The organism is Hyphomicrobium sp. (assembly GCF_036833075.1).
Lineage (GTDB): Bacteria > Pseudomonadota > Alphaproteobacteria > Rhizobiales > Hyphomicrobiaceae > Hyphomicrobium_C.
The window spans coordinates 23,098-44,652 of sequence record NZ_DAITQL010000033.1; the positions used below are offsets into that span (position 1 = coordinate 23,098).

Consider the following 21,555-nt stretch of genomic DNA (forward strand, 5'->3'; position numbering starts at 1 on the left):
GCGTTCTAGAGGCAAGCGTCGCGGAGATAGCGCCCGGCGGCGTCGGCCTCCTGCCAGCCGACGACGCGCGCCTCCTTGTCGGTGAAGAGCGTCGCGTTGAGGAAGAACGTCTCGAGCTCCGCTTTGACGCGCCCGGTGAGCTCGGCCCCGATCTCGAGCACGTCGCCGCCGTCCCAGGCCGGCGCCAGGATGAGACGGGGGTTGCCGACACGCCCCTCAAGCCCTTTCTGCTCGATGGAGACGAGCGCAAGGCACCTGCAGGGCAGGACGGCGCCGGGAAAGCTCGGGTGACTGTGGAGGCAGAGCGCGTCGACGGGATCGCCGTCCTCGCTTCTGGTACCGGGTACGAAGCCCCAATCGAAGGGATAGGTGATGCCGGCGGCGAGGCTGCGCGAGACGGTGAAGACGCCTCTCTCCTCGTCGAGCTTGAACTTGATCGACGAGCCGCGCGGGGTCTCAACCACCATCTGCACACGCCCCTTGGCGTCGAACGGCGCGAGGCTCATGAATTCCGGCATGCGTATCTGTCCCCACGCACTCTTCGACGGCTCCGCCCTCGCGTGGGACTTTCTCCCAACGAGATCTTGCGGTGTCAATGGGAGACGTGGCGTAACCCCGCTCGCGGCATGCCGCCGCCGGCCGCGGGCATCCCGCAGCGCCATCCCGATACCGAGGCCGTTGAAACGCCGTTCCCGGCTTTCGGCGCCCTGCCCGCAACTTTCGTTCGCGAAACCGGCCGTCCCCGCGATATACAGGCGCGCACACCATACATGCGCGCACGCTGGCGCCGCCTCGCGCCATCGCTCGGTCATGCATCGCCGCAAAACGGCGCACCCTGGAGGGCTCCATGTCCATCTCGCTCGCACAGATCATCGTCTGGGCCGTCGTCGGCCTGATCGGCGGCAGCCTCGTCGGTCTCGTCGTCAAACGCGACCGCAAAGGGTTCGGCCTCCCGACCAATCTCGGTCTCGGGTTGGTCGGAGCCCTGATCGGCGGCCTCTTGTTCCGCGCCCTCGGCCTGTTCCCCGGGCTCGATCAGGTCACGATCTCGCTGCGCGACCTGACGGCGGCGGTGGTCGGATCGCTCCTAGTGCTCGCCGCACTCTGGTTTCGCAATCGCAACGGGTCGTAGCGGATCTCGCGGAGACCCGACCAGGGGCCGTGTATCCGAGAAAGTTTGTGGAATTTTCCCGGACCTGACGCCGCCCGCCCACGGCGCGCGTCCCCATCCGAGGAAAGGCCCTCCGTACGCGGCCCGTTGTTTGTCGTCGCTCCGCGGCAGTTTTCAGTCCGCAGAAGACCCGCTATAACAAGGGCGCGCCATCGCGCTCTCGCCGCGGGTGTTCCCACGCTCGCATTCCGTCGTGCCCGGCTCGGGCCGGCATACCCATCTCATCGACGAGGATCTCTCATGCTGCGCAACCTGCTGGCCTCGAGCAAGTTTGTCATCCTCGTCGTCATCGTCAGCATTTACGCGGGCTCGGTGGCCCTCATCTTCTACGAGACCGCCGTCGTGGCGTCGGGCATCTTCGCCACCATCCGAGAGGCGACCGTTTCTCCGGAAGGTGGAAGACTGCTCGCAGTCGGATTACTGGGCGCGATCGACGTGTTCCTGATCGCCATCGTCGGCTACATCACCTGCGCCGGGCTTTTCGTGCTGTTCATCGACAACACGCTCCCGCTGCCGAAATGGCTGATCATCAACAACCTCGAGGACCTGAAGAACAACCTGATCAGCGTCATCGTTGCGGTTCTTGCCGTGCTCTTCGCCAAGGAGGCGGTCGCGCGCATCACCGATCTCGACTTCCTCCATTTGGGGATCGCGGTCGCCTTGATGATCGGAGCCTTGACGCTTTTCCTTGTCGTCAACGGCTCGCACCATCGCCCCGGCGGCGCGGGCGATCACGGCGAAAACAAGTAGAGGCGCTGAGGCCCGCGAATTGCCGGAGCGGGCCTTCCGACATGCCGAAGAAAGTACAATTCGAGTGCCTTCCCATCGCACACGGCCCCGCTACGCGGGTTAACTTTTTGCTGTCAATGACCACATCTCTTTCCAGCCGAAGGAAATATGCCTATAGTCCGCCCCGTGGAGAAACACCCGGTGACAAGAACCTCTTTCAAGGAGTCAAAATCTATGAAGCTTTCCATCACGTCGGCTGTTGCGATTGCAGCAATCGGCGCTTTTTCTGCGTCCGCCATCGCTGGCGGCACCGCTGAACCCAAGGGCCCGCCCCAGACGTTGGGCGATGAAGGCAAGCTTCCCCCCTCCGAAACGATGCGTGGCGCCGTGCCGGACATGACGGGACCGGACGCGGGCGGCACAACGACGACAGAGGACGGACGCCTGAGGATGGGCGACGAAGCCGGAAAGCTTCCTGCGACGGGTACCGTCAGCGGCAAGACGCCGGAGATGCGCGGGCCGGTCCCCGGCCAGGAATAGTACGCCTGCTCGCGACCGATTGTCTATTTGCCGGCCGTTTGAAATCGGATAATGAAAATGCGCGTCCCCTGGGATGGAAATCCCAGGGGCTGTTTGAGTTTTCAGGCTTCTCTTTAACTGCACATCCATCTCATTGGTGAAAACTCCATGGCCGACACATCCGCCGCTCATCCGGGGCAAGGCTCGGCGACCAAGTGGTGGAGCGCGCTCCTGCTCGGCGTCGTGTTCATTGCCGCCGGCTTCTTCATTCTCGGCGATGTCGCGCTCGCGACCGTCATCAGCGCGATCGTGATCGGCTTCACCCTGCTCGTCGCCGGCGCCTCGGAGGTCATTCACTCCTTCTCCGCACCCCATTGGCGCGGCTTCGTCGCGCGGCTACTGGTCGGCGTGCTCTACGGCATTTGCGGCGTCGCGCTGATCGCCGATCCGCTGGCCGCATCCATCCTGCTCACATTCGTGTTCGCGCTGGCGCTCATCGTTTCCGGCGTCGTTCGTATTTTTCAGTCCTTCCAGTATTGGCAGTGGTCCGGATTTCTGCTTCTTCTGTCGGGAGCCATCGGCGTCCTTGCCGGGTTCGTGATCCTGTCGAAGTGGCCCGTGAGCGGACTTTGGGTGCTGGGCACGCTGGTGGGCATCGACCTCTTGCTGCATGGCGCATGGTGGATCGCGCTCGGACTGCAGCTCCGTCGCGAGCCCCGAGGGGCCCAGCCTTAAGATCAGACCTCCTCAGACCGAACCTCCGGGACATCGTGCCCGCTTCAGCAGGGCAGATCGGCTGAGATCTCAATCCGGAGACTCCGATGTCGAATGCGCATTCCAGAGGCCGAAAAGATCCGGTTCTCGTCGATCTCGCCTTGCAGGGCGGCGGCTCGCACGGCGCGTTCGCCTGGGGCGTGCTCGACCGGCTGCTGGAAGAGCCCTGGCTGAAGATCGAAGGCGTGTCCGGCACTTCGGCGGGCGCGATGAACGCCGCGTTGCTGGCCGACGGCTTCGCCGCGGGCGGGGCGGAGGGCGCGCGCAAGGCGCTCGATGTTTATTGGCGCACGGTGTCGGAAGCGGCGCGGTTCAGCCCGTTCCAGCGCGGCCCCATCGACCGGCTGCTCGGCCGCTGGTCGCTCGACCATTCGCCGATGTTCGTTTTCATGGACATCATGTCGCGACTCTACTCGCCGTACGACCTCAATCCCGGCGGCAGCAATGCGCTCACGCCGGTCCTGGAAAAAACCATCGACTTCGACCGGCTGCGCGACTCCCCGATCAAGGTCTTCATCACCGCCACCAACGTGCGCACCGGCCGCCCGCGCATTTTCCGCAACGCCGACCTCACGCCGGAGGTGCTCCTGGCCTCGGCCTGCCTGCCGACGCTGTTCCAGGCGGTGGAGATCGACGGGGAGATCTATTGGGACGGCGGCTATTCGGGCAACCCGACGATCGCGCCGCTGGTCAACGAGCTCGTATCCGACGACACCATCCTCATTCCCGTCAATCCGATCGAGCGGCCCGGCACGCCCAAGACGGCGCATGACATCCTCAATCGTCTGAACGAGGTGTCGTTCAATGCGGTGCTGATCAAGGAACTGAAGATGATGGCGCTGCTGCGCAAGATCGCCAACCCGGGCGACGGCGAGGGTGCACAATGGGCGCGCATGCGCGTGCATATCGTGCGCAACCCGATCATGGCCGAGCTCGGCGCCTCCTCGAAACTGAACGCCGAATGGGAATTCGTCAGCATGCTGCGCGAGGAAGGCCGCAAGGCCGGGGAGCAATTCCTGAAAGAGCACAGCAACGACATCGGCAAAAAGTCGACGCTCGATATCGACCAGTTGCTGGCGGAGGTGCAGTAAGCCATGGGACTGCTCGGTATTCTGATCGGCCTCGGGTTCCTCGTCTTCCTCGCTTATCGCGGCTGGAGCGTCCTGATCCTCGCCCCGCTCGCTGGCTTGATCGCCGCCATTTTCGCCGGTGAGCCGCTGCTTGCGAGCTGGACGCAGATCTTCATGAGCAACGCGGCGGATTTCGTCGCGCAGTTCTTCCCCCTGTTCCTGCTCGGTGCGCTGTTCGGCAAGCTGATGGACGATTCCGGCTCCGTCTCCTCGATCGCGCAGTACATGACCGACAAAATGGGGCCTGAGCGCTCCATCATGTCGGTGGTGCTCGCCGGCGCCATCGTCACCTACGGCGGCGTAAGCCTGTTCGTCGCCTTCTTCGTGCTCGCTCCGATGGCGCTCGCCTTGTTCCGCAGCGCCGGCGTTCCGCGCCGGCTCATGCCGGCGGCGATCGCGCTCGGCACCTCCACCTTCACCATGTCGGCCATGCCCGGCACGCCGGCGATCCAGAACGCGATCCCGATGCCGTTCTTCGGCACCACGCCCTTCGCCGCGCCGGGCCTCGGGATTCTCGCATCCGCCATCATGCTCGGCTTCGGCCTGTGGTGGCTGAAGCGGGTGGAGATGGCGGCCCGGAGCCGGGGCGAGGGGTTCGGCAGCGAAGACGACGCCGCGGTCGACGCGGCGACCGACGAAATCGTCCGCGAGCGCGCGACCACGGCGCGCGAATTCGACCCCGCCGAGATCAAGAAAGGCGAACACGCCGCGGTCGGCCCGCCGGTGCATCTGGCGGCGCTGCCGCTGATCGTCGTGGTGATAGTCAACCTTCTGATGTCGTTCGTCGTTTTGCCCCGCCTCGACGTGTCCTTCCTGGCGGAGGACCGCTGGGGCGCCACCACCTTCGCAGCGGTCGGTGGCGTGTGGTCGGTGATCGTGGCGCTGCTGGCGGCGATCATCGCCGTCGTCGCCATCAACTTCCGCAGCTTTCCCTCACTGCGGGAGACGATGGGAGCGGGTGTCAACGCCTCTGTGCTGCCGATCTTCAGCGTCGCAAGCCTGGTCGGCTTCGGTGCGGTGGTGGCGGCAATGCCGGCTTTCGAGCTGGTGCGCGAGTGGGTGCTTGGCATCGAGGGCGGGCCGCTGGTCTCACTCGCCGTCGCCACCAACATCCTCGCCGCACTCACCGGCTCGGCCTCGGGCGGCCTCACCATCGCGCTCGATGCGCTCGGGCCGACCTACATGAAGCTCGCGGCCGAGACCGGCATCAGCCCGGCGCTGATGCACCGCGTGGCCGTGATCGGGGCTGGCACACTCGACAGCCTGCCGCACAACGGTGCCGTTGTTTCCCTGCTCGCCGTGTGCGGCTCCACGCACCGCGAGAGCTACCGCGATATCGTTGTGGTTTGTATTCTTGGGGCCTTGATCGCTCTCGCAGCGGTCATCATTCTGGGCTCCCTCTTCGGCTCATTCTGAGATCGAGGATCCTCTGCAACCGTCCTAGGAACCATTCGATGGGCAGACTGACCCGAGACCTTCGCGCAAGCGAGACTGGCAGATGGACCGTGCGTCTGTTGGCGGCCGGTGCACTTCTGGCCGCCGTGCCGCTTGCCGCATGCCGCGAGGCACCCGAGGCCGCGGCGCCTGCCGCACGGCCGGTTCGAACGATAACCGTGGAAAAGAGCTCGGCCGTGACGCAGCCGATCACGCTCACCGGGCGCATCGAGGCGGAGGACGAAGCCTCGATCGGCTTCCGCATCTCCGGTCGCATGATCGAGCGGACCGTCCGCACCGGAGATCGCGTGGAGGCCGGCCAGGTTCTGGCCCGGCTCGAGCCGATGAACGAGATGAACGCGCTGCGCTCCGCACAGGCCGCCGTCACCGCCGCGCGCGCGGCGGTGGTCCAGACCCGCAATCGTTACGAGCGCCAGCAGACGCTGCTCGGCCAAGGCTGGACGACGCAGGCGCAGTTCGACGAGGCGGAAAAGGCGCGGGCGACGGCCGAAGCGCAACTCGACTCGGCGGAGGCGCAGCTCAGGGTCGCGGAGGATCAGGTCGCCTTCACCGAGCTGGTGGCGGACGCCCCCGGCATCGTGACGGCAACCGGGGCCGATGCACACGAGGTTGTGCAGGCGGGTCAGATGATCGTCCGCGTCGCGCGCCAGGCGGGACGGGACGGCGTTTTCGACGTTCCCGCGCATATCCTGCGGTCGGTTCCCGGCGATTCCATCATCGAGGTCCGGCTGGCCGACGATCCGTCCGTGAAAGCCCTCGGGCGGGTCCGGACGGTCGCGCCTCAGGCCGATCCCGTCACGCGAACCTTCGAGGTGAAGATCGGGCTCACCGAGCCTCCGGAAGCGATGCGGCTCGGCGCCACGGTCATCGGCCAGGTCCAACGCGATGCGCAGGCGGCGATCGAAATTCCGGCAAGCGCGCTAACGAAGATCGATCGCCAGCCGGCGGTGTGGATCGTCAATCCGGAAGATTTCAGCGTGTCGCTGCGCAACGTCGAGGTGGCACGCTTCGATCCGGCGAGCGTCCTCGTCTCGGAAGGCCTCGATGAGGGCGACGTCATCATAACGGCCGGCACCCAGGCGCTCCATCCGGGGCAGAAGGTTCGCATCCTCGGATCGGAGCCCTAATGGCCTTCAATCTTTCCCAATGGGCCCTCCGCAACCGCTCCCTGGTCATCTATTTCATGATCGTGGCGGTGGTCGCCGGCATTTTCTCCTATAACCGGCTCGGGCGCGCCGAGGATCCGACCTTCGTCATCAAGACCATGGTCGTTCAGGCCGCATGGCCCGGCGCGACCATGGAGGACACGCTCAACCAGGTCACGGAACGTCTCGAGCGCACGCTGCAGGAGACGGAGAAGCTCGACTTCCTGCGCAGCTACACCAAGCCCGGCGTGGCGACGATCTTCGTCAACCTCCGGGGCGACACGACGGCGCGCGAGGTTCGCGACATCTGGGACGAGGTGCGCCGGAACGTGGGCGACATGCGCTCCACACTGCCGATGGGCATCGTCGGCCCGGGCTTCAATGACAATTTCGGCGACACCTTCGGCATCATCTACGGCTTCACGGCGGATGGGTTCGGCCATCGCGAGCTTCGCGACCACGTGGAGGACGTGCGCTCCGAGCTCTTGAAGGTGCCGGACGTATCACAGATCGAGATCCTGGGCGCCCAGGACGAGAAGATCTTCGTCGAGTTCTCGGTCGAGGAGCTCGCCACGCTCGGCATCGACCGTTCGGCGCTGGTGCGCGCGCTTCACTCGCAGAATATCGTGCGCCCGGGCGGGACGATCGAGACCGGCGACGAGACGCTGTCGCTCCGGGTCTCCGGCGCGTTCACCTCCGAACAGGACGTTCTCAACGTCAACTTCGCCGTCGGCGACCGCACGCTGCGCCTCAGCGACATCGCCACCGTGCGGCGCGGCTTCTCCGATCCTCCGCAGCCGCTGTTCCGCGTCAACGGCAAGCCTGCCATCGGCCTCGCCATCGCCATGCGCGACGGCGGAGACATCCTCGCCCTCGGCGAGAACATCACGCGGGTGATGGAGAAGCTCAAGGCCAATCTGCCTATCGGTATCGAGCCGCAGCTCGTCGCGGACCAGGCCGTGACTGTCGACGGCGCCATCTCGGAATTCATGACATCGCTGTGGCAGGCGATCGCCATCATCCTGGTGGTGAGCTTCATCAGCCTCGGGGTGCGCGCCGGGCTCATCATCGCGCTCTCCATTCCGCTGACGCTGGCCATCGTGTTCTCGATCATGGACCTGACGGGCATCGACATGCAGCGCATCTCTCTCGGTGCGCTCATCATCGCGCTGGCGCTGATGGTCGACGACGCGATGACGGTGACGGATGCGACGCTGACCCGTCTCGCCGCCGGAGACAGCAAGGAAGAGGCGTCCGCGTTCGCGTTCCGGACCTACGCGTTCCCCATGCTCGCCGGAACGCTCGTGACCATCGCCGGGTTCGTGCCCGTCGGGTTCGCCGCAAGCTCGGCCGGCGAATACACCTTCTCGCTGTTTGCCGTCGTCACCATCGCGCTCCTCGTGTCGTGGGGCGTCGCCGTCATATTCGCGCCGCTCCTCTGCACTGCCATCCTGAAAGTCCCCGAGCCCACCGCCGAGACCAAGCCGAGCAAGGTGCTCGGGATCTACCGCGGCTTTCTCACGCGGGCTGTGAGGGCAAAGGGCCTGACGATCGCGGCAACGCTCGGCGCGTTCATCGCGTCGCTGCTCGGGCTCCCGCTCATACCCAGCCAGTTCTTCCCGTCGTCGGACCGCCCCGAGCTGCTCGTGGACCTGCGTCTGCCGCAGAACGCATCCATCTTCGCGACCCAGGACGTCGCCGAACGGATCGATGCGACCCTTCGCGACGACGACGACGTGGCCCGGTGGAGCACCTACGTCGGACGGGGCGCCATCCGCTTCTATCTGCCGCTCGACGTGCAACTACCCAACGCCTTCTTCGCCCAGGCCGTGGTCGTCGCCAAGGATGTCGCGGCGCGTGAGCGGCTGCACAAGAAGCTCGAAGCGCTGCTCTCGAAGGACTTCCCGCAGATCGTGGGCCGTATCTCGCCGCTCGAGCTTGGTCCTCCGGTCGGCTGGCCGGTCCAGTACCGCGTCAGCGGCCCGGATATCAGTGTGGTCCGGGATATCGCGCTCAAGCTGGCGAATGTCGTCGCGGCCAACCCCCAGGCCGAGCATGTCAATTTCGACTGGATCGAGCCGACGCGCGAGGTTCGTATCGTTGTCGACCAGGACGAGGCGCGTCAGCTCGGCTTGAGCTCCGAGGCGCTGGCTTCGGTCCTCAACACCGTCGTCTCCGGCAACACGGTGACGCAGGTTCGCGACAACATCTATCTCGTCGATGTCGTCGTTCGCGCCACCGACGAGCAGCGGGTCTCGCTGGCGACGCTGCGCAATATCCAGGTTTCCCTCCCCGGTGGCCGGACCGTGCCCTTGAGCCAGTTCGCCACGTTCGAATACACGCAGGACCAACCGGTCGTGTGGCGTCGCGACCGGGTTCCGACGCTTACCGTGCAGGCCAACGTCTCCGGAGGCACGCTGCCGGAGACGGTCGTCACCGCCTTGGCGCAGAACGTCGAAGTGCTGCGCAAGGAGCTCCCCATTGGCTACTCCATCGTCGAGGGTGGCACCGTGGAGGAGAGCCAAAAGTCGCAAGCATCCGTGGTCGCCGTCGTGCCGCTCATGCTTCTGATCATGTTCACCGTCCTGATGATAGAGCTCCGCAGCTTCCAGCGCCTGGCGCTGGTGCTCAGTGTCGGCCCGCTGGGGCTGATCGGCGTCGTCGGTGCGCTGCTCGTCTCGGGACGGCCGCTCGGATTCGTGGCGATCCTCGGAATCCTGGCGCTCCTCGGCATGATCACGAAGAATGCCGTCATCCTCATCGGCCAGATCGAGTCCGAACGGGCGAAGGGGCAGGATGTTGCGACCGCCGCCATCGAAGCGAGCTCGACACGCTTCCGCCCCATCATGCTGACCGCGATCTCGACGGTGCTCGGCATGATCCCGATCGCGCCAACGGTCTTCTGGGGCCCGATGGCGTTCTCGATCATGGGCGGACTGCTCGTCGCGACGCTCCTGACGCTCGTGTTCCTGCCGACCCTTTATGCGGCATGGTTCGGGTGGAGGAGCGCGAGGACCGAGGGCGGGACGCAGCAACCGGCGGCGCAATAAGCCGACAGCACGATCTCACCGCGCAAGATCTCCACACGGGGCCGGCGGGCTGGAAAATCCGAGCTGGCTTTCGGCCAAAAAATTGGCTGGAAACGCATGTTTCCAGCCAGTTTGGAGGTTACGCGGCCGGGAGAACTGGCCGCGCCCGGGGATAGGCTCCAAGCGATGGGGCCTTCGTAAAGCCGCCGTCAGCGGCATTGGCCCTCGAAGTCTTTGCTAAGGCGACGGAGACCAGCTCCGTCGCCTTTTTTACTCACCTTGACTTCCACCCCTTCCGGCACGACGCGGTGCCATGCCGGCTCCGGGTTGCCTATGGGCAAGTCCCATCCCGTCACGAGCGCGTTTCGGGCGGCGCGGCGGCAGTCCCGTTAGGGCCTGAGCCCGCGCCGCGTTGGCGCAACGCCTCGGATGCCCGGATGACCAGGCTTTCCAGGCCGTTCGGCAGGAACAGGATGGCAAGGATCAGGATGCCGCCGTAGAGCAGCGGGCGGAGCTGGTCGACGCCGATTGCGCGCAGCACGACCTCGTCGATGATGGTCAGGACGACGACGCCCAGGATCGGGCCGTACCAGCGCGTGGTGCCGCCGACGATGGCCCATATCAGCACATAGACCATGGTGTCGACGTTGAACTGGTTCGGATTGACGGTGATGAGGTAGTGCGCATAGAGCGCGCCGGCGAGACCAGCGAAGAACGAGGCGATGACGAACGCCATCATGCGGTAGCGGAACGTATCGACACCGACCGATTCCGCCAGCTTGTCCTGCCAGTGAATGGCATGGAAGGTGAGGCCGATGCGCGAGCGCTCGATGCGGTAGAGCACCCACAGCGAGGCGAGCACCACGATCAGCGCGAGATAATAGTAGTTCTCGGGGTTGTAGAAGTCGATGCGCACGAAACCGAGATCGATCTCCGGGAAGCCCGGAATGCGCTGGATTCCCTTCGGGCCGCCGAACGGATCCGTGAAACGCTTCCAGATCAGGCGGATCACCTCGCCGGCGGCGAAGGAGCCGATCAGAAAGTAGAAGCCCTTCATGCGGAACAGCGGAAAGCTCAGGAGAGACGCGGTCACGCCCGCCGTCACCGCGCCGGCGATCATTGCCAGCGGTACGGGCACGCCGAAGTTCTTGGCGTAGAGCGCGCTGCCGTAGGCGCCGACGCCCATCATCACCACATGGGCGAGCGACCATTCTCCGGTCAAGGTCAGGAGCCGGTAGCTCGCCACCACAAGCACGTTGATGGTGAGCAGGACGAGGATCTCCTGCTGGGAGAAGCTCACCAGATGCGGGGCCGCGATGAGGACGGCTCCGAGGAGGACGATGCCAAGGAGAGTCGTGTTTCTTTCAAGCACGTTCGCGCACTCCGAACAGGCCCTGCGGTTTGACCACCAGCACGGCGAGCATCAGCAAGAGGCCAACGATGTTGGCGACGACGCCGTCGTAGAACGTCGTCACGAACGTATGGACGAAGGCGTAGAGGATGGCCGCCACGACAGCGCCCTCGAGGCTGCCGATCCCGCCGACGATGATGATGATGAAGGCCGTCACGATCACGGTGTGCCCCATGAAAGGCGTTGGCGACACGAGCGGCGCCGTCATGGCGCCGGCGACGCCGGCTAGGCCCGCGCCGATGAACATCGCGTAGCGCGCGGTCTGGTTGATCGAGATGCCCTGGAGCGCTGCGGCCTCCCGATCCTGGGCGCAGGCGCGTAGCGCCCATCCGAACTTGCTGCGCTTCAAGAACAGCCACAACGAACCAAGCAGCACGACTGCCGCCACGATCACACCGAGCCGTTCGTAGGTGAGAAAGGCGCCGCCGATGGTGATGCCGCCCTGGGAGACCGGCGGAATGTGCTGGTTGCGCAGGCCGAAGCCGAGCACGACGAGGGACTGCAGCATCAGGAGAAAGCCGATCGAAGCGATCAATCCGCCGAGCGGATTCGTTCGCAGCGGCCGGAACAGCGCTATCTCCATCAGAATGCCGAGCAAGCCGACGAAGATAAGTCCGGCCGCCACCGCGACCAGGAACGGCAGGCCGAAGCCGGCGTACAAGAAGACGACCGCGTAGGAGCCGACCATGTAGAGGTCGCCGTGGGCGAAGTTTATGACGCCCATGACGCCGAAGATCAGCACGAGTCCTACGGCTATCAGCGCCATATAGCTTGCAGCGTAGGATGCGTTGAAGATGGTTTGCAGAAGAAATTCAGGCATCGGCTGTTCCGATCGCTCCCCCGTTCGGTGCTCAATCGTGAAGGGGCCGGGCGCGGACCCGGCCCCTTCGGGGGACCATCAGGTCCGCTGGTTCCACATCTGGCCGAGATCGGTCATGTGCTTGATCAGGAGATCGCCGTGCTTGTCCCACCATGCGGGGATGGAACGGAACTCTGCGATCCTCGCCTTGCCGTCGCGGATGACGACCACCGGCCAGTCGCCGACCAGCGCGTTGTCGATGCCGAACAGGTCCTTGCCCCACCAGCGCGCCTCGCCGAAGGCGTGCTTACCCTTGCCGCCTTCCTGCATGGCCGGCAGCACGCTCGCGGGCTCGGCGCTGCCGGCGCGCTGCGCGGCATCCGACCAGAGGTCGAGAATCGAAGCGTATTCCCACGACACGGCGGACCATTCATTGGCACCGAACCGCTTCACGTACTCGGCGAAGAACTTGTTCGGGTCGCGGAAATTGATGCGCTCGTCGTTCAAGGCCGGATCGTCGAAGTCCGGGAACTGGAAGATCACGCCTTCCATGAACTCTTTCGAGGTCCGCTCGATGATGCGCTGGTAGAAATCGAGCGTGCAGGAGATGATCTGGCCCTTGTAACCCTGCTGGAACGCCTGCTCGCACAACGGCTGAACGTAGTCGGCATAGCACGTGTCGAGACACAGGATGTCCGGGTTCTTGGCCAGAAGCTGGGTCATCACCGGCGCGAAGTCCTTCGTATCGGGATCGAAGAACAGGGGCGGACCCGCCATCTGGATGCCGGCCGCCTCGAAGGCGGCGAGATAGGTCGCAACCGACGGCTTACCGAGCGCGTCGTCCTGGGCGCAGATCACAGCGGTCTTGAGCTCCGGCCGGTTGGCCGCGAGCCATTCGACGCCGGTGACGTTGTAGATCGGATGCACCTCGCAGGGCGCGATCAGCGTCTTGGTCGAGGGCGAGAGGTCGCTCGGCAGCAGGGTCGAGAACAACATGCCCTGGCGCGCGGCGATCTCCTCGACGCCGGGCCAGGAGTTCCCGCCGAGCATCATGATGAACTTGACGCCGTGCTCGCGGATGAGCTTGGTGGCGCCGACGCGGGCCTTGCCGGCATCGTCCTCGTCGTCATAGGACACCAGCTCCACCTTGTACGATTTGTCGCCGATCTTGACGCCGCCGGCGGCGTTGGTCCAGTCCGCCCAGATCTGGCAACCGTCGAGGCCGGGCTTGCCCCAGGCAGCGACCGGCCCGGTGAGCGGCGCGAGGAAGCCGATCCGCACGACATCGTCTGCGGCAAAGGCCACGCGCGGGACACCGACCACCGGCAGGAGCGCGGAAGCCGCGGTGCTGGCGAGCAGAGTTCTCCTGCTCAGTTTCATCTTGGTATCCGACGTCATCACAAACTCCTCCGCTAGTGGGCGGTCTTGCACTCGGAGACGCTCTCCGGCCATTCCCGCCGCTTTCAGGTTGTTATTCCTCAGAATGAGGCCGGCTTCGTCTCATCCCTTCTGTCGCTGGCGTGACCGCCAGTTTCCCTTGTCCCCGGCGACACAGACGCGTTGGCGCGAGGCCCCCGCGCCGCGAGCAGGATGACCGCCGCGAGCAGCTTCCTTGAATCGTCGAGGGCCGGCGGACGCTCGCGCAGCCAGAGCGCGATGCGCTCGCGGGCTTCCGCGCGTCCGACCAGCACCAGCGCCTCGGCTCCGGCGAAACCGGCGCGCACGTCCGCGAGCCGCTGTCGGCTCTCGTCGCGCCAGCGCTCGGCGTAGGTTTCGCGGTGACGCTGCTCCATGCGCAGATGGAACAGCGAGGAGCGAGCCCGGCGCGGCGGGGTCATGCCCGCGATCGCCCCCTCGCAGTCCCCCTACGCTTCGAGCGCGGCTCTGACGATCACACCCGTCGCCGCCGGCGGATCGGCCGCGGCGAGGGCTGCAGCCTGGTTCGTGAGGCTCGACGCGAGCCGCGGGTCGCCCTTGGCAAAATGGGTGCGCGCCACGTAGAGCGCCTTGCGGATGCCGTCGAGCGCCTCTTGCTCGCGGCCCTCGCCCAGATCGGCGAGTGCCTCGAGAGTGAGGCGCTCCCAATCGAGGTCGGCCTCGCGCCAGCCCGCGGCGATCAGGTCGCGGTCGGTCCACGTTTCATCCACCAAGGTAGGCCCTCCGCACGTGATCGTTGGTCCTGAGATCGGCGGCGGGGCCCTCGAGAGCGACGGTGCCGATCTCGAGCACATAGGCGTAGGAGGCGAGCTTGAGCGCGAGCCCGGCGTTCTGCTCCACGAGCACCACCGGCACGCCCGTTCCGGCAATGTCGGCGATGATGCGCGCGATTTCCTGCACCATGACCGGAGAGAGACCCATGGACGGCTCGTCGAGCAGGAGAAGCTTCGGCCCCGACATCAACGCACGGCCGATGGCCACCATCTGCTGCTCGCCGCCCGAAAGCGTGCGCGCCCACTGCGTGCGGCGCTCACGGAGGCGGGGAAAGCGCTGGAACACGCTTTCGATATCGCGCTCGATGCCCGCCGTGTCCGAGCGGAGGAAGGCGCCGATGCGCAGGTTCTCCTCGACGGAGAGATCGGGGAATACGCGCCGGCCCTCCGGCACATGGGCGATGCCGCGGGCGACGATCTTCTCGGGCGGCAGATTGTCGATGCGCTCGCCTTTGAACAGGATCTCGCCCTTCGAAGGCTTGACCAGGCCGGAGATGCTGCGCAACGTGGTGCTCTTGCCGGCCCCGTTGGCGCCGACGATGGTGACGATCCCGCCCTCCGGCACCTGGAGGCTAACGCCTTTCAGGGCCGCGACCTTCTGGTAGTGAACATGCACGTCGCGAACGTCAAGCAGCATGGTCCTCGCGCCCCAAGTAAGCCTCGATAACGCGCGGATCGGTGCGCACCTCGTCGGGCAAACCCTCCGTCAGGCGCTGCCCGAAGTTCATGACAGTAATACGCTCGCAGAGCCCCATCACGGCCTGCATGTCGTGCTCGACCAGCATGACGGTGATGCCGTGCTCGTCGCGCACGCGGCGCACGTGCTGCATCATGCGTCGCGTCTCTTCCGGGTTCATGCCGGTGAACGGCTCGTCGAGGAGGATCAGCGCCGGCCCGGCGGCGAATGCCACGGCCATGCCGAGCGCGCGCTGGTGACCGTGCGGCAAGCTCGCCGTCGGCTCGTTCGCATAGGGGCCGAGGTCGAACAGCTCGAGTGCTTCTTGCGCCCTGCGTTCGGCGGCGCGCTCGATAGCCGAATCGGAGCCTATAATGCGCGACAGGAACCCCGCGCGGGCGCTGCGGTGGCAGCCGACGCGGACATTCTCCATGACGGTCAGCTCATGAAACAGCGTCGTACCCTGGAAGGTGCGCACGAGCCCGCGTTGCGCGAGATGGCTTGTCTTCACCCCCGACACGTCTTGTCCGTCGTAGAAGATTTGTCCGCTCGTCGGCTTGTAGTAGCCGCTGATCAAGCTGAACGTCGTCGTCTTGCCGGCGCCGTTGGGACCGATCAGGCCATGGATGCTGTTGCGCCGCACGCTGAAGGAAAGGTCGTTGACGGCTGTCAGGCCGCCGAACTTCCGGGTCACATTACGGAGCTCGAGAATAGGTGTCTCGGACAGTGTCTCCTCCCTCGTGTTGAACGCAGCGATTGATCTCGCTTTATCGTTTCGGCTCTTTCGCCATCAGGATCGCCTCGCCGGCGCGCGCCTCTTTCGGGGGCCGCGACGGGTAGCGCCACCTTTGCCGCGCGCGTCCGCATCACGACGGGAATGGACGCCAATCGGCCCATGTCCGGCATCGCCTTCGGCCTTCATCCCGATCTCCCCGTTCGCGCAAAAGCGGAAACGTCCGACCGCGTTCGCCATGCGCCGGTGCTTTCGCATTTCATCCGAGGCCAGATTGCAGCGCTCTAAAATCGCAGAAACAAGCATTAATCCGAACCATTTTAGACCAATTTAGACCACCACGTGTCCGTTTGCGGCTGCTACTTTATGACGCTGAAAATTTCTGACAAGCTATAAGGTGCTGGCCAAGCAAAACATGCAGCCGCCATTTCGCAGTCGCAAAATTCGTATTGTGTTGGAATTTCGCTTATCTAACTCGACGATGCTGCACCTGCAAACCTATATTGGATTAAATTGGTTGCATGCGGTTGTAATTTTGAATTATCTCCATCGGCCGATTGGTCGAGAAACTGGAAAATCTAAAAATCCATCATTTAATTCAATACATTGTCTTTAAACATGAATTCTGCAGTAAGATATTCATGCCGCTCGACGACCAGAGTGTCTGACGCGCGGCTTCGGTGCCGATCGGCACCTCATGGCGTGCCGTTCAGGGATCCGAGACACGCGCTGGACGTCCTCGGGATGTAATTCGCGCGCGATCGATCGGCGCCGGCAGATCTCGCTCCCGGCTTGGCCGTGCGTGCGGCGGTGATATCGATTTAGGCCGCCACGGACGGGCGCGATCGCGCGCCCGCTTGCGTCAGCAAACACCTACAGGCTCGGATGCGAAAGAGATTGAACGTGAGCTCAGCGCGGAAAACGAGCTCTCTCTTGGGCCCGATCCGCTAGCCGGTTCTCCGGCACTTACGCCAAAGCGGAGCGCAAACGCACTCACGCGATGCGCAAGGGCTGGAAGCATCAGTCGCAAATTACAGATGGCGCCGGCGCATCGCGGACGGCGGAGACAGGAGCGCAAAACGGCGTCCGGTCTTGGAGCGGGCGATGGGAATCGAACCCACGACACTCAGCTTGGGAAGCTGATGTTCTACCACTGAACTACGCCCGCGCGCCGGTGTGGCAGGATATGTCTGATAGCGGTCCTGCGGGGAATGCGCAAGCACGGCGGCGGCGGTAGCTGCGGCCAGCATTCTGTCGCACGGCATGAGGTCGCAAATATCGTCGCAGGCCCTGATTTCGGGCCTTTCGGGCCGCTCCGGGGCCTTTTGCATCTCCATCGGCTGCGCGTATGGCCACACGCGGGGGAACCCGTTCCCTTCTCTCGAATTACCCCCGCATAGCCCCGCACAGGTGGCGGCAATGATAAGGAGGAAAGCGGTATGGTCCTTTCCAAGAAGATCCTCGTGAGCGGTTTTGCAATTGCGGCGCTCGCGACGCCATCACTGGCGGAGGATCGCTCCACGGACAAGCACCAGGAGCAATATCTCTACCAGCAAAGCCAGGAGCATGGCCTCAATGCCGATCCGGGCGCCATCGGGCCTACCAAGCCGACGTCAGGCCCCGGCGTGCAAGGCTTCCCCGACACCCGCACGGGCCCCGCGACGCGCGCGCCCGGTCAGGATGGCAACGGCGCTAGCACCGGCGCGTCATCCGGCGAAGGCGGCATGAGCAATCCCGGGACCCTGAACAACAATCAGCGCACGACACAGCCGAGCCAGGATTCGAGCGGCGTCCAGGGCTTCCCCGATACGCGTACCGGCCCGGCGACGCGCAGTCCTGAGGATGCGCCCGCGGGTCCCGCGTCTCAGTAGACAACGCGTCCCGGAGACAGACCTCCCCAGTACGGAAACGACCAGAACGCCGGCATATGCCGGCGTTCTTTTTTCATGCCACACTCATCGGCGAGCCCGGTCATGCGCGTATTGCATTCGCCGGCTTTACGGGGCATGACCCCGCTCCGAGCCAACGCCCACGCAAGGACACCGCGCGTCATGACCGAACCGTCCATCGTCGTGCCCCCCGAGTGGGCACCGCAGTCCGCCATCTGGACGGCGTGGCCGGCGGACGCTTCCGAGTGGAACGGCGATCTTGCGACGCCGCGCGCGGATGTGACGGCGCTCGTCGCCACGCTGAGCGAGGCCGGCAACACCGTGCGCCTGCTCGTCAACGGCGACGAGGCGGCGAAATCGGCCCTCGACGCCGTCGGCAGCGCGGCCGAGCTCGTCTCCGCCAAGTACGGCGACATCTGGCTGCGCGACACGGGTCCCATCTTTGCGTTTCGCGGCGGAAAGCGCATCGCGCTGAGGTTTCAGACCAACAGCTGGGGCGGCAAGTACGACCTGCCGGACGATTCCACCGTGGGCGACCGCGTGGCGGAGATGGCGGGGGCGGAGATCGTTCGCTTCGACTTCGTGCTCGAAGGCGGCGCCATGGACCATGACGGCGAAGGCACGGTGCTCGCCACCCGGCAGACGCTGCTCAACCCCAACCGCAACGGCTGGACGACCGGACAGGCGGAAGCCGCGCTCAAGGGCTTCGGCACCAAGACCGTGATCTGGGTCGACGAGGGCCTTCTCGGCGATCACACGGACGGGCACATCGACAACATCGCGCGGTTCGTGGCGCCGGGACGCGTCGTGTGCCAGGCCGCAGCGGGCGACGACGACCCCAACGCAGCCATTCTCGACGCCATCGCGGCGCGGCTCGCCGACGCCACGGACGCGGCCGGGCGCAGGCTCGAGGTGATCCGCATCCCCGGCGTGGGGCGCTACCGCAACGCGCTCGGCGAGGTGTCGCCCGCGTCCCACATGAACTTCATCATCGGCAACGGCGTGGTGGTGGTGCCCGTCTACGGGACCCCGACCCAGGATGCGGCGCTCGCCGCCTTGAGCGAGGTGTTCCCCGACCGCAAGGTGCTGGGCGTGCCTTCGCGCGGCCTCCTCGGCTGCGGAGAAGCCGGTGGCGGCTCGTTCCATTGCATCACGCAGCAGGAGCCGAGAGACTTGGAGCCCGAGGCATGAAAGGGCGAGCGCCATGAAGACACGCAGCATCACCGTCGCTGGCATCCAGACGGCGTACGGGCCGGACATGGACGCCAACATCGACAAGACCGAAGCGTTCGTGCGCGAAGCCGCCCTGCGCGGCGCGGACGTCGTGCTGCCCTCCGAGCTGTTCCAGGGCATCTATTTCTGCACGCGCCAGGATCCGAAGTGGTTCGAGACGGCGTTCCCTGCGGACGAGCACCCTTGCGTCAAGAGGTTCCGCAAGCTCGCTAGGAGGCTCGAAGTCGTGATCCCGATCTCGTTCTTCGAGAAGGACGGGCCGCGCTACTACAACAGCGTCGCCATCGCGGACGCGGACGGGGAGATCCTCGGTGTCTACCGCAAGAGCCATATCCCGGACGGCCCCGGCTATCAGGAGAAGTACTATTTCCGGCCGGGCGACACGGGCTTCAAGACCTGGAAGACCAGGCGCGGGCACATCGGCGTCGGCATCTGCTGGGACCAGTGGTATCCTGAGACGGCGCGGGCGATGGCGGTGGCGGGTGCGGAGGTGCTCTTCTATCCGACGGCCATCGGGTCTGAGCCTTACGACGCGAGCCTCGATACGCACGTGCAATGGCAACGGGCGATGCAGGGGCATGCGGTGTCGAATGCGGTGCCGATCGTGGCAGCGAATCGCATCGGGCTCGAGGACAACGACGGCGTAAAGCAGAGGTTCTACGGGCACTCGTTCATCGCCGACCATCGCGGCGAGCTGGTGCAAAGCTTCGGCGCGGAGGACGAAGGCGTGCTGATGCACACGTTCGACCTCACTTCGATCGAGAGCTACCGCGCCGACTGGGGCTTCTTCCGCGACCGGCGCACGGACCTCTACGAGAAGAGCATCCTCTAGAGCGCTCGTGCGATAAAGAGCCGGACACTCGAGCGCCACTCTCTGCGCCGATCCAGCCTATAGTGTCGAGCGAACTGGCTGATGGCCTCGCAGCCAGCCCGCCCTCCTCAACTCGGTTTCCTCTCGTCATCCTTGCGCAGGGGACGACGTGACGTGCACGCGTTTCTCGTTACTCTCTACTCGGCAGGGGCCGGAACGGCAGCCGCCTCGGTCGCACCGCTCGCGGCAGCGATCGCCTCGGGCGCAACCTCGACCTCTGGCTCAGCATCGGCCTCCTCGGCGGCGGCTTCGGCTGCAGGCGCGTCCTCACTCGCGACCAGTGCCTCGACCGGCTCCGATGACGCCTCAGCCGCTGCTTCGGCGGGAGCCTCGTCGGCGGCCGGAGCCTCAGGCTCGGCGGGCGCAGCCTCAGCGACAGGCTCGGAAGCTTCCGCCTCGGGCTCGGCCGGAGCGGCTTCGGCTTCAGCGGGAGCGTCGGCAGGAGCGGCCTCCTCAGACGCGGCCTCCTCAGACTGGGCCTCGGCCACGGTTTCTTCCGCGGCTGGGACCTCCTCCGAGGCTTCCGGAGCCGCCTCGGCGGCCGCAGCGACAATCTCCGCTCCATCGCCTGCCTCGGCCGGCGCCGGTGCGTCCTCCGCAGGCGTCTCATCCGCTGCAGCCACTATAGCTTCCGCCGCAGGCTCGCTCTCCACCGCCTCTGCAGCGGCTTCAGGCGCGGCTACGACGACCTCCTCCTCAGCGGCAGCCTCCTCGGCCGGCGCCTCGGCGGCTCCGGACACGGCCTCGACAGCGGCTTCCACCGCCAGCACAGGCTCGGCCAGGGCGGTTCCGCAGTCGGCGACGGCGTCCAGACCCGGCTGAGCGGCCGGGGCCGGCACGAAGGGCGGTGCTTCCAGGAACTCACTCATCTGTCTTGCGACGTGCACGATCGAGTCGGCCTTGCAGCCGAGCTCCATCGCCATCCGCAAGCAGGCAAATCTCTGCTCTTGGAGGTTCATGAGAACTCCATTTTTTGGGGTTTGCGATGTCAGGCGTGTTGCTTGGTGCGATGCAAACAACGCAGGCATCATACTGCTTCGTTTATCTTGAGGCTATACGCGATAGACTTAAAAACACTAATATTTCCAAGTAAAATCAGAGCTCTATCGCACCTCATATTTCCAGGGACGCGCGCACGGGTTAAGCCCGTCCGGATAAAGAGCTTTGTGAAGGTCGGACTCATTTCGACCGCCTTCCCTACGTGGCTTTACGTATCCAGCACGACGGCGATTTTCCCGGCATATCCAGGTAGCAAACACGGCTTCCTGGAAAACCTTCACGTCTCGACTGCACATTGCTCCCGCACATGCCCGCGCCTCACAAAAACGTCAATCGCCGTATGGGTTTGCGGCCTTTTCGGCGGCGCCGCGGGATGCCAGAACCGCGGCAGTGACCAACCCGCTCTCCAGGAGACAGACCATGCTCGCCCGCCCCCTGGCCTTCGCTGCCGCGCTCGTCGGCCTCTCCTCCGCGCTCGAAGCCAAGACGCTCGCCTACGAGGACAACAAGCTCAACTTCAGGTCCTGCTCCGGCGCCCATGTCACGGCCCGCTGGGTCGGGGCCAACCTCTCGCTCAGCGAGGCCGGAAAGTCGCCCGGCGATCCGGCTCCCACGACCGAGTTCCAGACATGGGACGGTCAATGCGCCTCGTTCGCCTGGGACGCCGACGTCGGTGCTCTCGTCATCAAGAAAGGCGATACGGCGCTCTCCGACCGGTTCGTGCGCTTCGTCTCGTGGGACGGCGCCCACTGGGCCGCCATGCGGACCGGCGCCGGCTTCTT

General features: G+C 65.2%; 21 protein-coding genes and 1 tRNA gene. 12 read left to right on the forward strand and 10 right to left on the reverse strand.

The genetic code is table 11. From position 1 onward, the window contains the following. Positions 1-5: 5 nt before the first annotated feature. Positions 6-518: an inorganic diphosphatase gene (locus V7082_RS11300; protein WP_334148561.1), complete on the reverse strand. Its 513-nt coding sequence runs from the start codon at positions 516-518 to the stop codon at positions 6-8. Between the two features lie 329 nt (positions 519-847). On the opposite strand from V7082_RS11300, the gene V7082_RS11305 reads away from it, so the two are divergent. The 8 genes from V7082_RS11305 (at position 848) to V7082_RS11340 (ending at position 9,973) form a co-directional block, all read left to right on the forward strand. Next, positions 848-1,132 (forward strand): GlsB/YeaQ/YmgE family stress response membrane protein, encoded by a 285-nt coding sequence (locus tag V7082_RS11305; RefSeq protein ID WP_334148563.1) that lies wholly within the window; start codon positions 848-850, stop codon positions 1,130-1,132. A 279-nt stretch (positions 1,133-1,411) separates the two neighbouring features. Continuing rightward, on the forward strand, positions 1,412-1,921 hold the full coding sequence (locus V7082_RS11310; protein ID WP_334148565.1) for a YqhA family protein: 510 nt from the start codon (positions 1,412-1,414) through the stop codon (positions 1,919-1,921). A 213-nt stretch (positions 1,922-2,134) separates the two neighbouring features. Beyond that, complete coding sequence (locus V7082_RS11315; RefSeq protein ID WP_334148567.1) at positions 2,135-2,440, forward strand: hypothetical protein; 306 nt, start codon at positions 2,135-2,137, stop codon at positions 2,438-2,440. 147 nt (positions 2,441-2,587) lie between these two features. Continuing rightward, a complete protein-coding gene (locus tag V7082_RS11320) occupies positions 2,588-3,154 on the forward strand; it encodes an HdeD family acid-resistance protein (protein WP_334148569.1) in 567 nt (188 codons plus the stop codon). 86 nt (positions 3,155-3,240) lie between these two features. Then, a complete protein-coding gene (locus tag V7082_RS11325) occupies positions 3,241-4,284 on the forward strand; it encodes a patatin-like phospholipase family protein (protein ID WP_334148571.1) in 1,044 nt (347 codons plus the stop codon). A 3-nt stretch (positions 4,285-4,287) separates the two neighbouring features. Further along, complete coding sequence (locus tag V7082_RS11330; RefSeq protein WP_334148573.1) at positions 4,288-5,739, forward strand: GntP family permease; 1,452 nt, start codon at positions 4,288-4,290, stop codon at positions 5,737-5,739. A gap of 38 nt (positions 5,740-5,777) precedes the next feature. Beyond that, positions 5,778-6,905 carry an efflux RND transporter periplasmic adaptor subunit gene (locus V7082_RS11335; protein ID WP_334148574.1) on the forward strand — a complete coding sequence of 376 codons (1,128 nt, stop codon included), beginning with the start codon at positions 5,778-5,780 and terminating at the stop codon, positions 6,903-6,905. Beyond that, the gene (locus V7082_RS11340; protein WP_334148575.1) at positions 6,905-9,973 is read left to right on the forward strand and encodes an efflux RND transporter permease subunit; all 3,069 of its coding nucleotides are present in this window, start codon (positions 6,905-6,907) and stop codon (positions 9,971-9,973) included. The genes V7082_RS11335 and V7082_RS11340 overlap by 1 nt, the downstream gene beginning before the upstream one ends. A 331-nt stretch (positions 9,974-10,304) precedes the next feature. On the opposite strand, the gene V7082_RS11345 is transcribed toward V7082_RS11340, so the two are convergent. The 8 genes from V7082_RS11345 to V7082_RS11380 form a co-directional block, all read right to left on the reverse strand. Beyond that, positions 10,305-11,324, reverse strand: a complete 1,020-nt coding sequence (locus V7082_RS11345) for a branched-chain amino acid ABC transporter permease (protein WP_334148577.1) — start codon at positions 11,322-11,324, stop codon at positions 10,305-10,307. Then, the gene (locus V7082_RS11350) at positions 11,317-12,183 is read right to left on the reverse strand and encodes a branched-chain amino acid ABC transporter permease (protein ID WP_334148578.1); all 867 of its coding nucleotides are present in this window, start codon (positions 12,181-12,183) and stop codon (positions 11,317-11,319) included. Before V7082_RS11350 ends, V7082_RS11345 begins: the two co-directional genes overlap by 8 nt. A 78-nt stretch (positions 12,184-12,261) precedes the next feature. After that, the gene (locus tag V7082_RS11355; RefSeq protein WP_334148579.1) at positions 12,262-13,560 is read right to left on the reverse strand and encodes an ABC transporter substrate-binding protein; all 1,299 of its coding nucleotides are present in this window, start codon (positions 13,558-13,560) and stop codon (positions 12,262-12,264) included. An 80-nt stretch (positions 13,561-13,640) separates the two neighbouring features. Then, positions 13,641-14,000 carry a hypothetical protein gene (locus V7082_RS11360; protein WP_334148581.1) on the reverse strand — a complete coding sequence of 120 codons (360 nt, stop codon included), beginning with the start codon at positions 13,998-14,000 and terminating at the stop codon, positions 13,641-13,643. Between the two features lie 27 nt (positions 14,001-14,027). Next, positions 14,028-14,312 (reverse strand): hypothetical protein, encoded by a 285-nt coding sequence (locus V7082_RS11365; protein ID WP_334148583.1) that lies wholly within the window; start codon positions 14,310-14,312, stop codon positions 14,028-14,030. After that, positions 14,302-15,009 carry an ABC transporter ATP-binding protein gene (locus V7082_RS11370; protein WP_442909782.1) on the reverse strand — a complete coding sequence of 236 codons (708 nt, stop codon included), beginning with the start codon at positions 15,007-15,009 and terminating at the stop codon, positions 14,302-14,304. The genes V7082_RS11365 and V7082_RS11370 overlap by 11 nt, the downstream gene beginning before the upstream one ends. Next, positions 14,999-15,742 carry an ABC transporter ATP-binding protein gene (locus V7082_RS11375; protein ID WP_334148585.1) on the reverse strand — a complete coding sequence of 248 codons (744 nt, stop codon included), beginning with the start codon at positions 15,740-15,742 and terminating at the stop codon, positions 14,999-15,001. The genes V7082_RS11370 and V7082_RS11375 overlap by 11 nt, the downstream gene beginning before the upstream one ends. Positions 15,743-16,874: 1,132 nt before the next feature. Then, a tRNA-Gly gene (locus V7082_RS11380) sits at positions 16,875-16,949 on the reverse strand. 271 nt (positions 16,950-17,220) lie between these two features. Here V7082_RS11380 and V7082_RS11385 point away from each other — a divergent pair. The 3 genes from V7082_RS11385 to aguB all read left to right on the forward strand — a co-directional run bounded on the left by V7082_RS11385 (position 17,221) and on the right by aguB (position 19,735). Then, positions 17,221-17,652 carry a hypothetical protein gene (locus V7082_RS11385; protein ID WP_334148587.1) on the forward strand — a complete coding sequence of 144 codons (432 nt, stop codon included), beginning with the start codon at positions 17,221-17,223 and terminating at the stop codon, positions 17,650-17,652. Positions 17,653-17,832: 180 nt separating this feature from the next. Next, positions 17,833-18,861 (forward strand): agmatine deiminase family protein, encoded by a 1,029-nt coding sequence (locus tag V7082_RS11390; protein WP_334148588.1) that lies wholly within the window; start codon positions 17,833-17,835, stop codon positions 18,859-18,861. Positions 18,862-18,874: 13 nt separating this feature from the next. Further along, a complete protein-coding gene (gene aguB, locus V7082_RS11395) occupies positions 18,875-19,735 on the forward strand; it encodes an N-carbamoylputrescine amidase (protein ID WP_334148590.1) in 861 nt (286 codons plus the stop codon). 176 nt (positions 19,736-19,911) lie between these two features. Here aguB and V7082_RS11400 read toward each other — a convergent pair whose 3' ends face one another. Next, positions 19,912-20,733, reverse strand: a complete 822-nt coding sequence (locus V7082_RS11400; protein WP_334148592.1) for a hypothetical protein — start codon at positions 20,731-20,733, stop codon at positions 19,912-19,914. Positions 20,734-21,193: 460 nt separating this feature from the next. On the opposite strand from V7082_RS11400, the gene V7082_RS11405 reads away from it, so the two are divergent. Next, positions 21,194-21,555: hypothetical protein (locus tag V7082_RS11405; RefSeq protein WP_334148594.1), on the forward strand; the 362-nt coding region annotated here is incomplete at its 3' end.

Excerpts from the sequence above, each read along its gene's own strand:
- V7082_RS11300 (WP_334148561.1), bottom strand. The coding sequence starts at position 518 with ATGCCGGAATTCATGAGCCTCGCGCCGTTCGACGCCAAGGGGCGTGTG.
- V7082_RS11305 (WP_334148563.1), top strand. The coding sequence starts at position 848 with ATGTCCATCTCGCTCGCACAGATCATCGTCTGGGCCGTCGTCGGCCTG.
- V7082_RS11310 (WP_334148565.1), top strand. The coding sequence starts at position 1,412 with ATGCTGCGCAACCTGCTGGCCTCGAGCAAGTTTGTCATCCTCGTCGTC.
- V7082_RS11315 (WP_334148567.1), top strand. The coding sequence starts at position 2,135 with ATGAAGCTTTCCATCACGTCGGCTGTTGCGATTGCAGCAATCGGCGCT.
- V7082_RS11320 (WP_334148569.1), top strand. The coding sequence starts at position 2,588 with ATGGCCGACACATCCGCCGCTCATCCGGGGCAAGGCTCGGCGACCAAG.
- V7082_RS11325 (WP_334148571.1), top strand. The coding sequence starts at position 3,241 with ATGTCGAATGCGCATTCCAGAGGCCGAAAAGATCCGGTTCTCGTCGAT.
- V7082_RS11330 (WP_334148573.1), top strand. The coding sequence starts at position 4,288 with ATGGGACTGCTCGGTATTCTGATCGGCCTCGGGTTCCTCGTCTTCCTC.
- V7082_RS11335 (WP_334148574.1), top strand. The coding sequence starts at position 5,778 with ATGGGCAGACTGACCCGAGACCTTCGCGCAAGCGAGACTGGCAGATGG.
- V7082_RS11340 (WP_334148575.1), top strand. The coding sequence starts at position 6,905 with ATGGCCTTCAATCTTTCCCAATGGGCCCTCCGCAACCGCTCCCTGGTC.
- V7082_RS11350 (WP_334148578.1), bottom strand. The coding sequence starts at position 12,183 with ATGCCTGAATTTCTTCTGCAAACCATCTTCAACGCATCCTACGCTGCA.
- V7082_RS11355 (WP_334148579.1), bottom strand. The coding sequence starts at position 13,560 with ATGACGTCGGATACCAAGATGAAACTGAGCAGGAGAACTCTGCTCGCC.
- V7082_RS11360 (WP_334148581.1), bottom strand. The coding sequence starts at position 14,000 with ATGACCCCGCCGCGCCGGGCTCGCTCCTCGCTGTTCCATCTGCGCATG.
- V7082_RS11370 (WP_442909782.1), bottom strand. The coding sequence starts at position 15,009 with ATGCTGCTTGACGTTCGCGACGTGCATGTTCACTACCAGAAGGTCGCG.
- V7082_RS11385 (WP_334148587.1), top strand. The coding sequence starts at position 17,221 with ATGGTCCTTTCCAAGAAGATCCTCGTGAGCGGTTTTGCAATTGCGGCG.
- V7082_RS11390 (WP_334148588.1), top strand. The coding sequence starts at position 17,833 with ATGACCGAACCGTCCATCGTCGTGCCCCCCGAGTGGGCACCGCAGTCC.
- aguB (WP_334148590.1), top strand. The coding sequence starts at position 18,875 with ATGAAGACACGCAGCATCACCGTCGCTGGCATCCAGACGGCGTACGGG.
- V7082_RS11400 (WP_334148592.1), bottom strand. The coding sequence starts at position 20,733 with ATGAACCTCCAAGAGCAGAGATTTGCCTGCTTGCGGATGGCGATGGAG.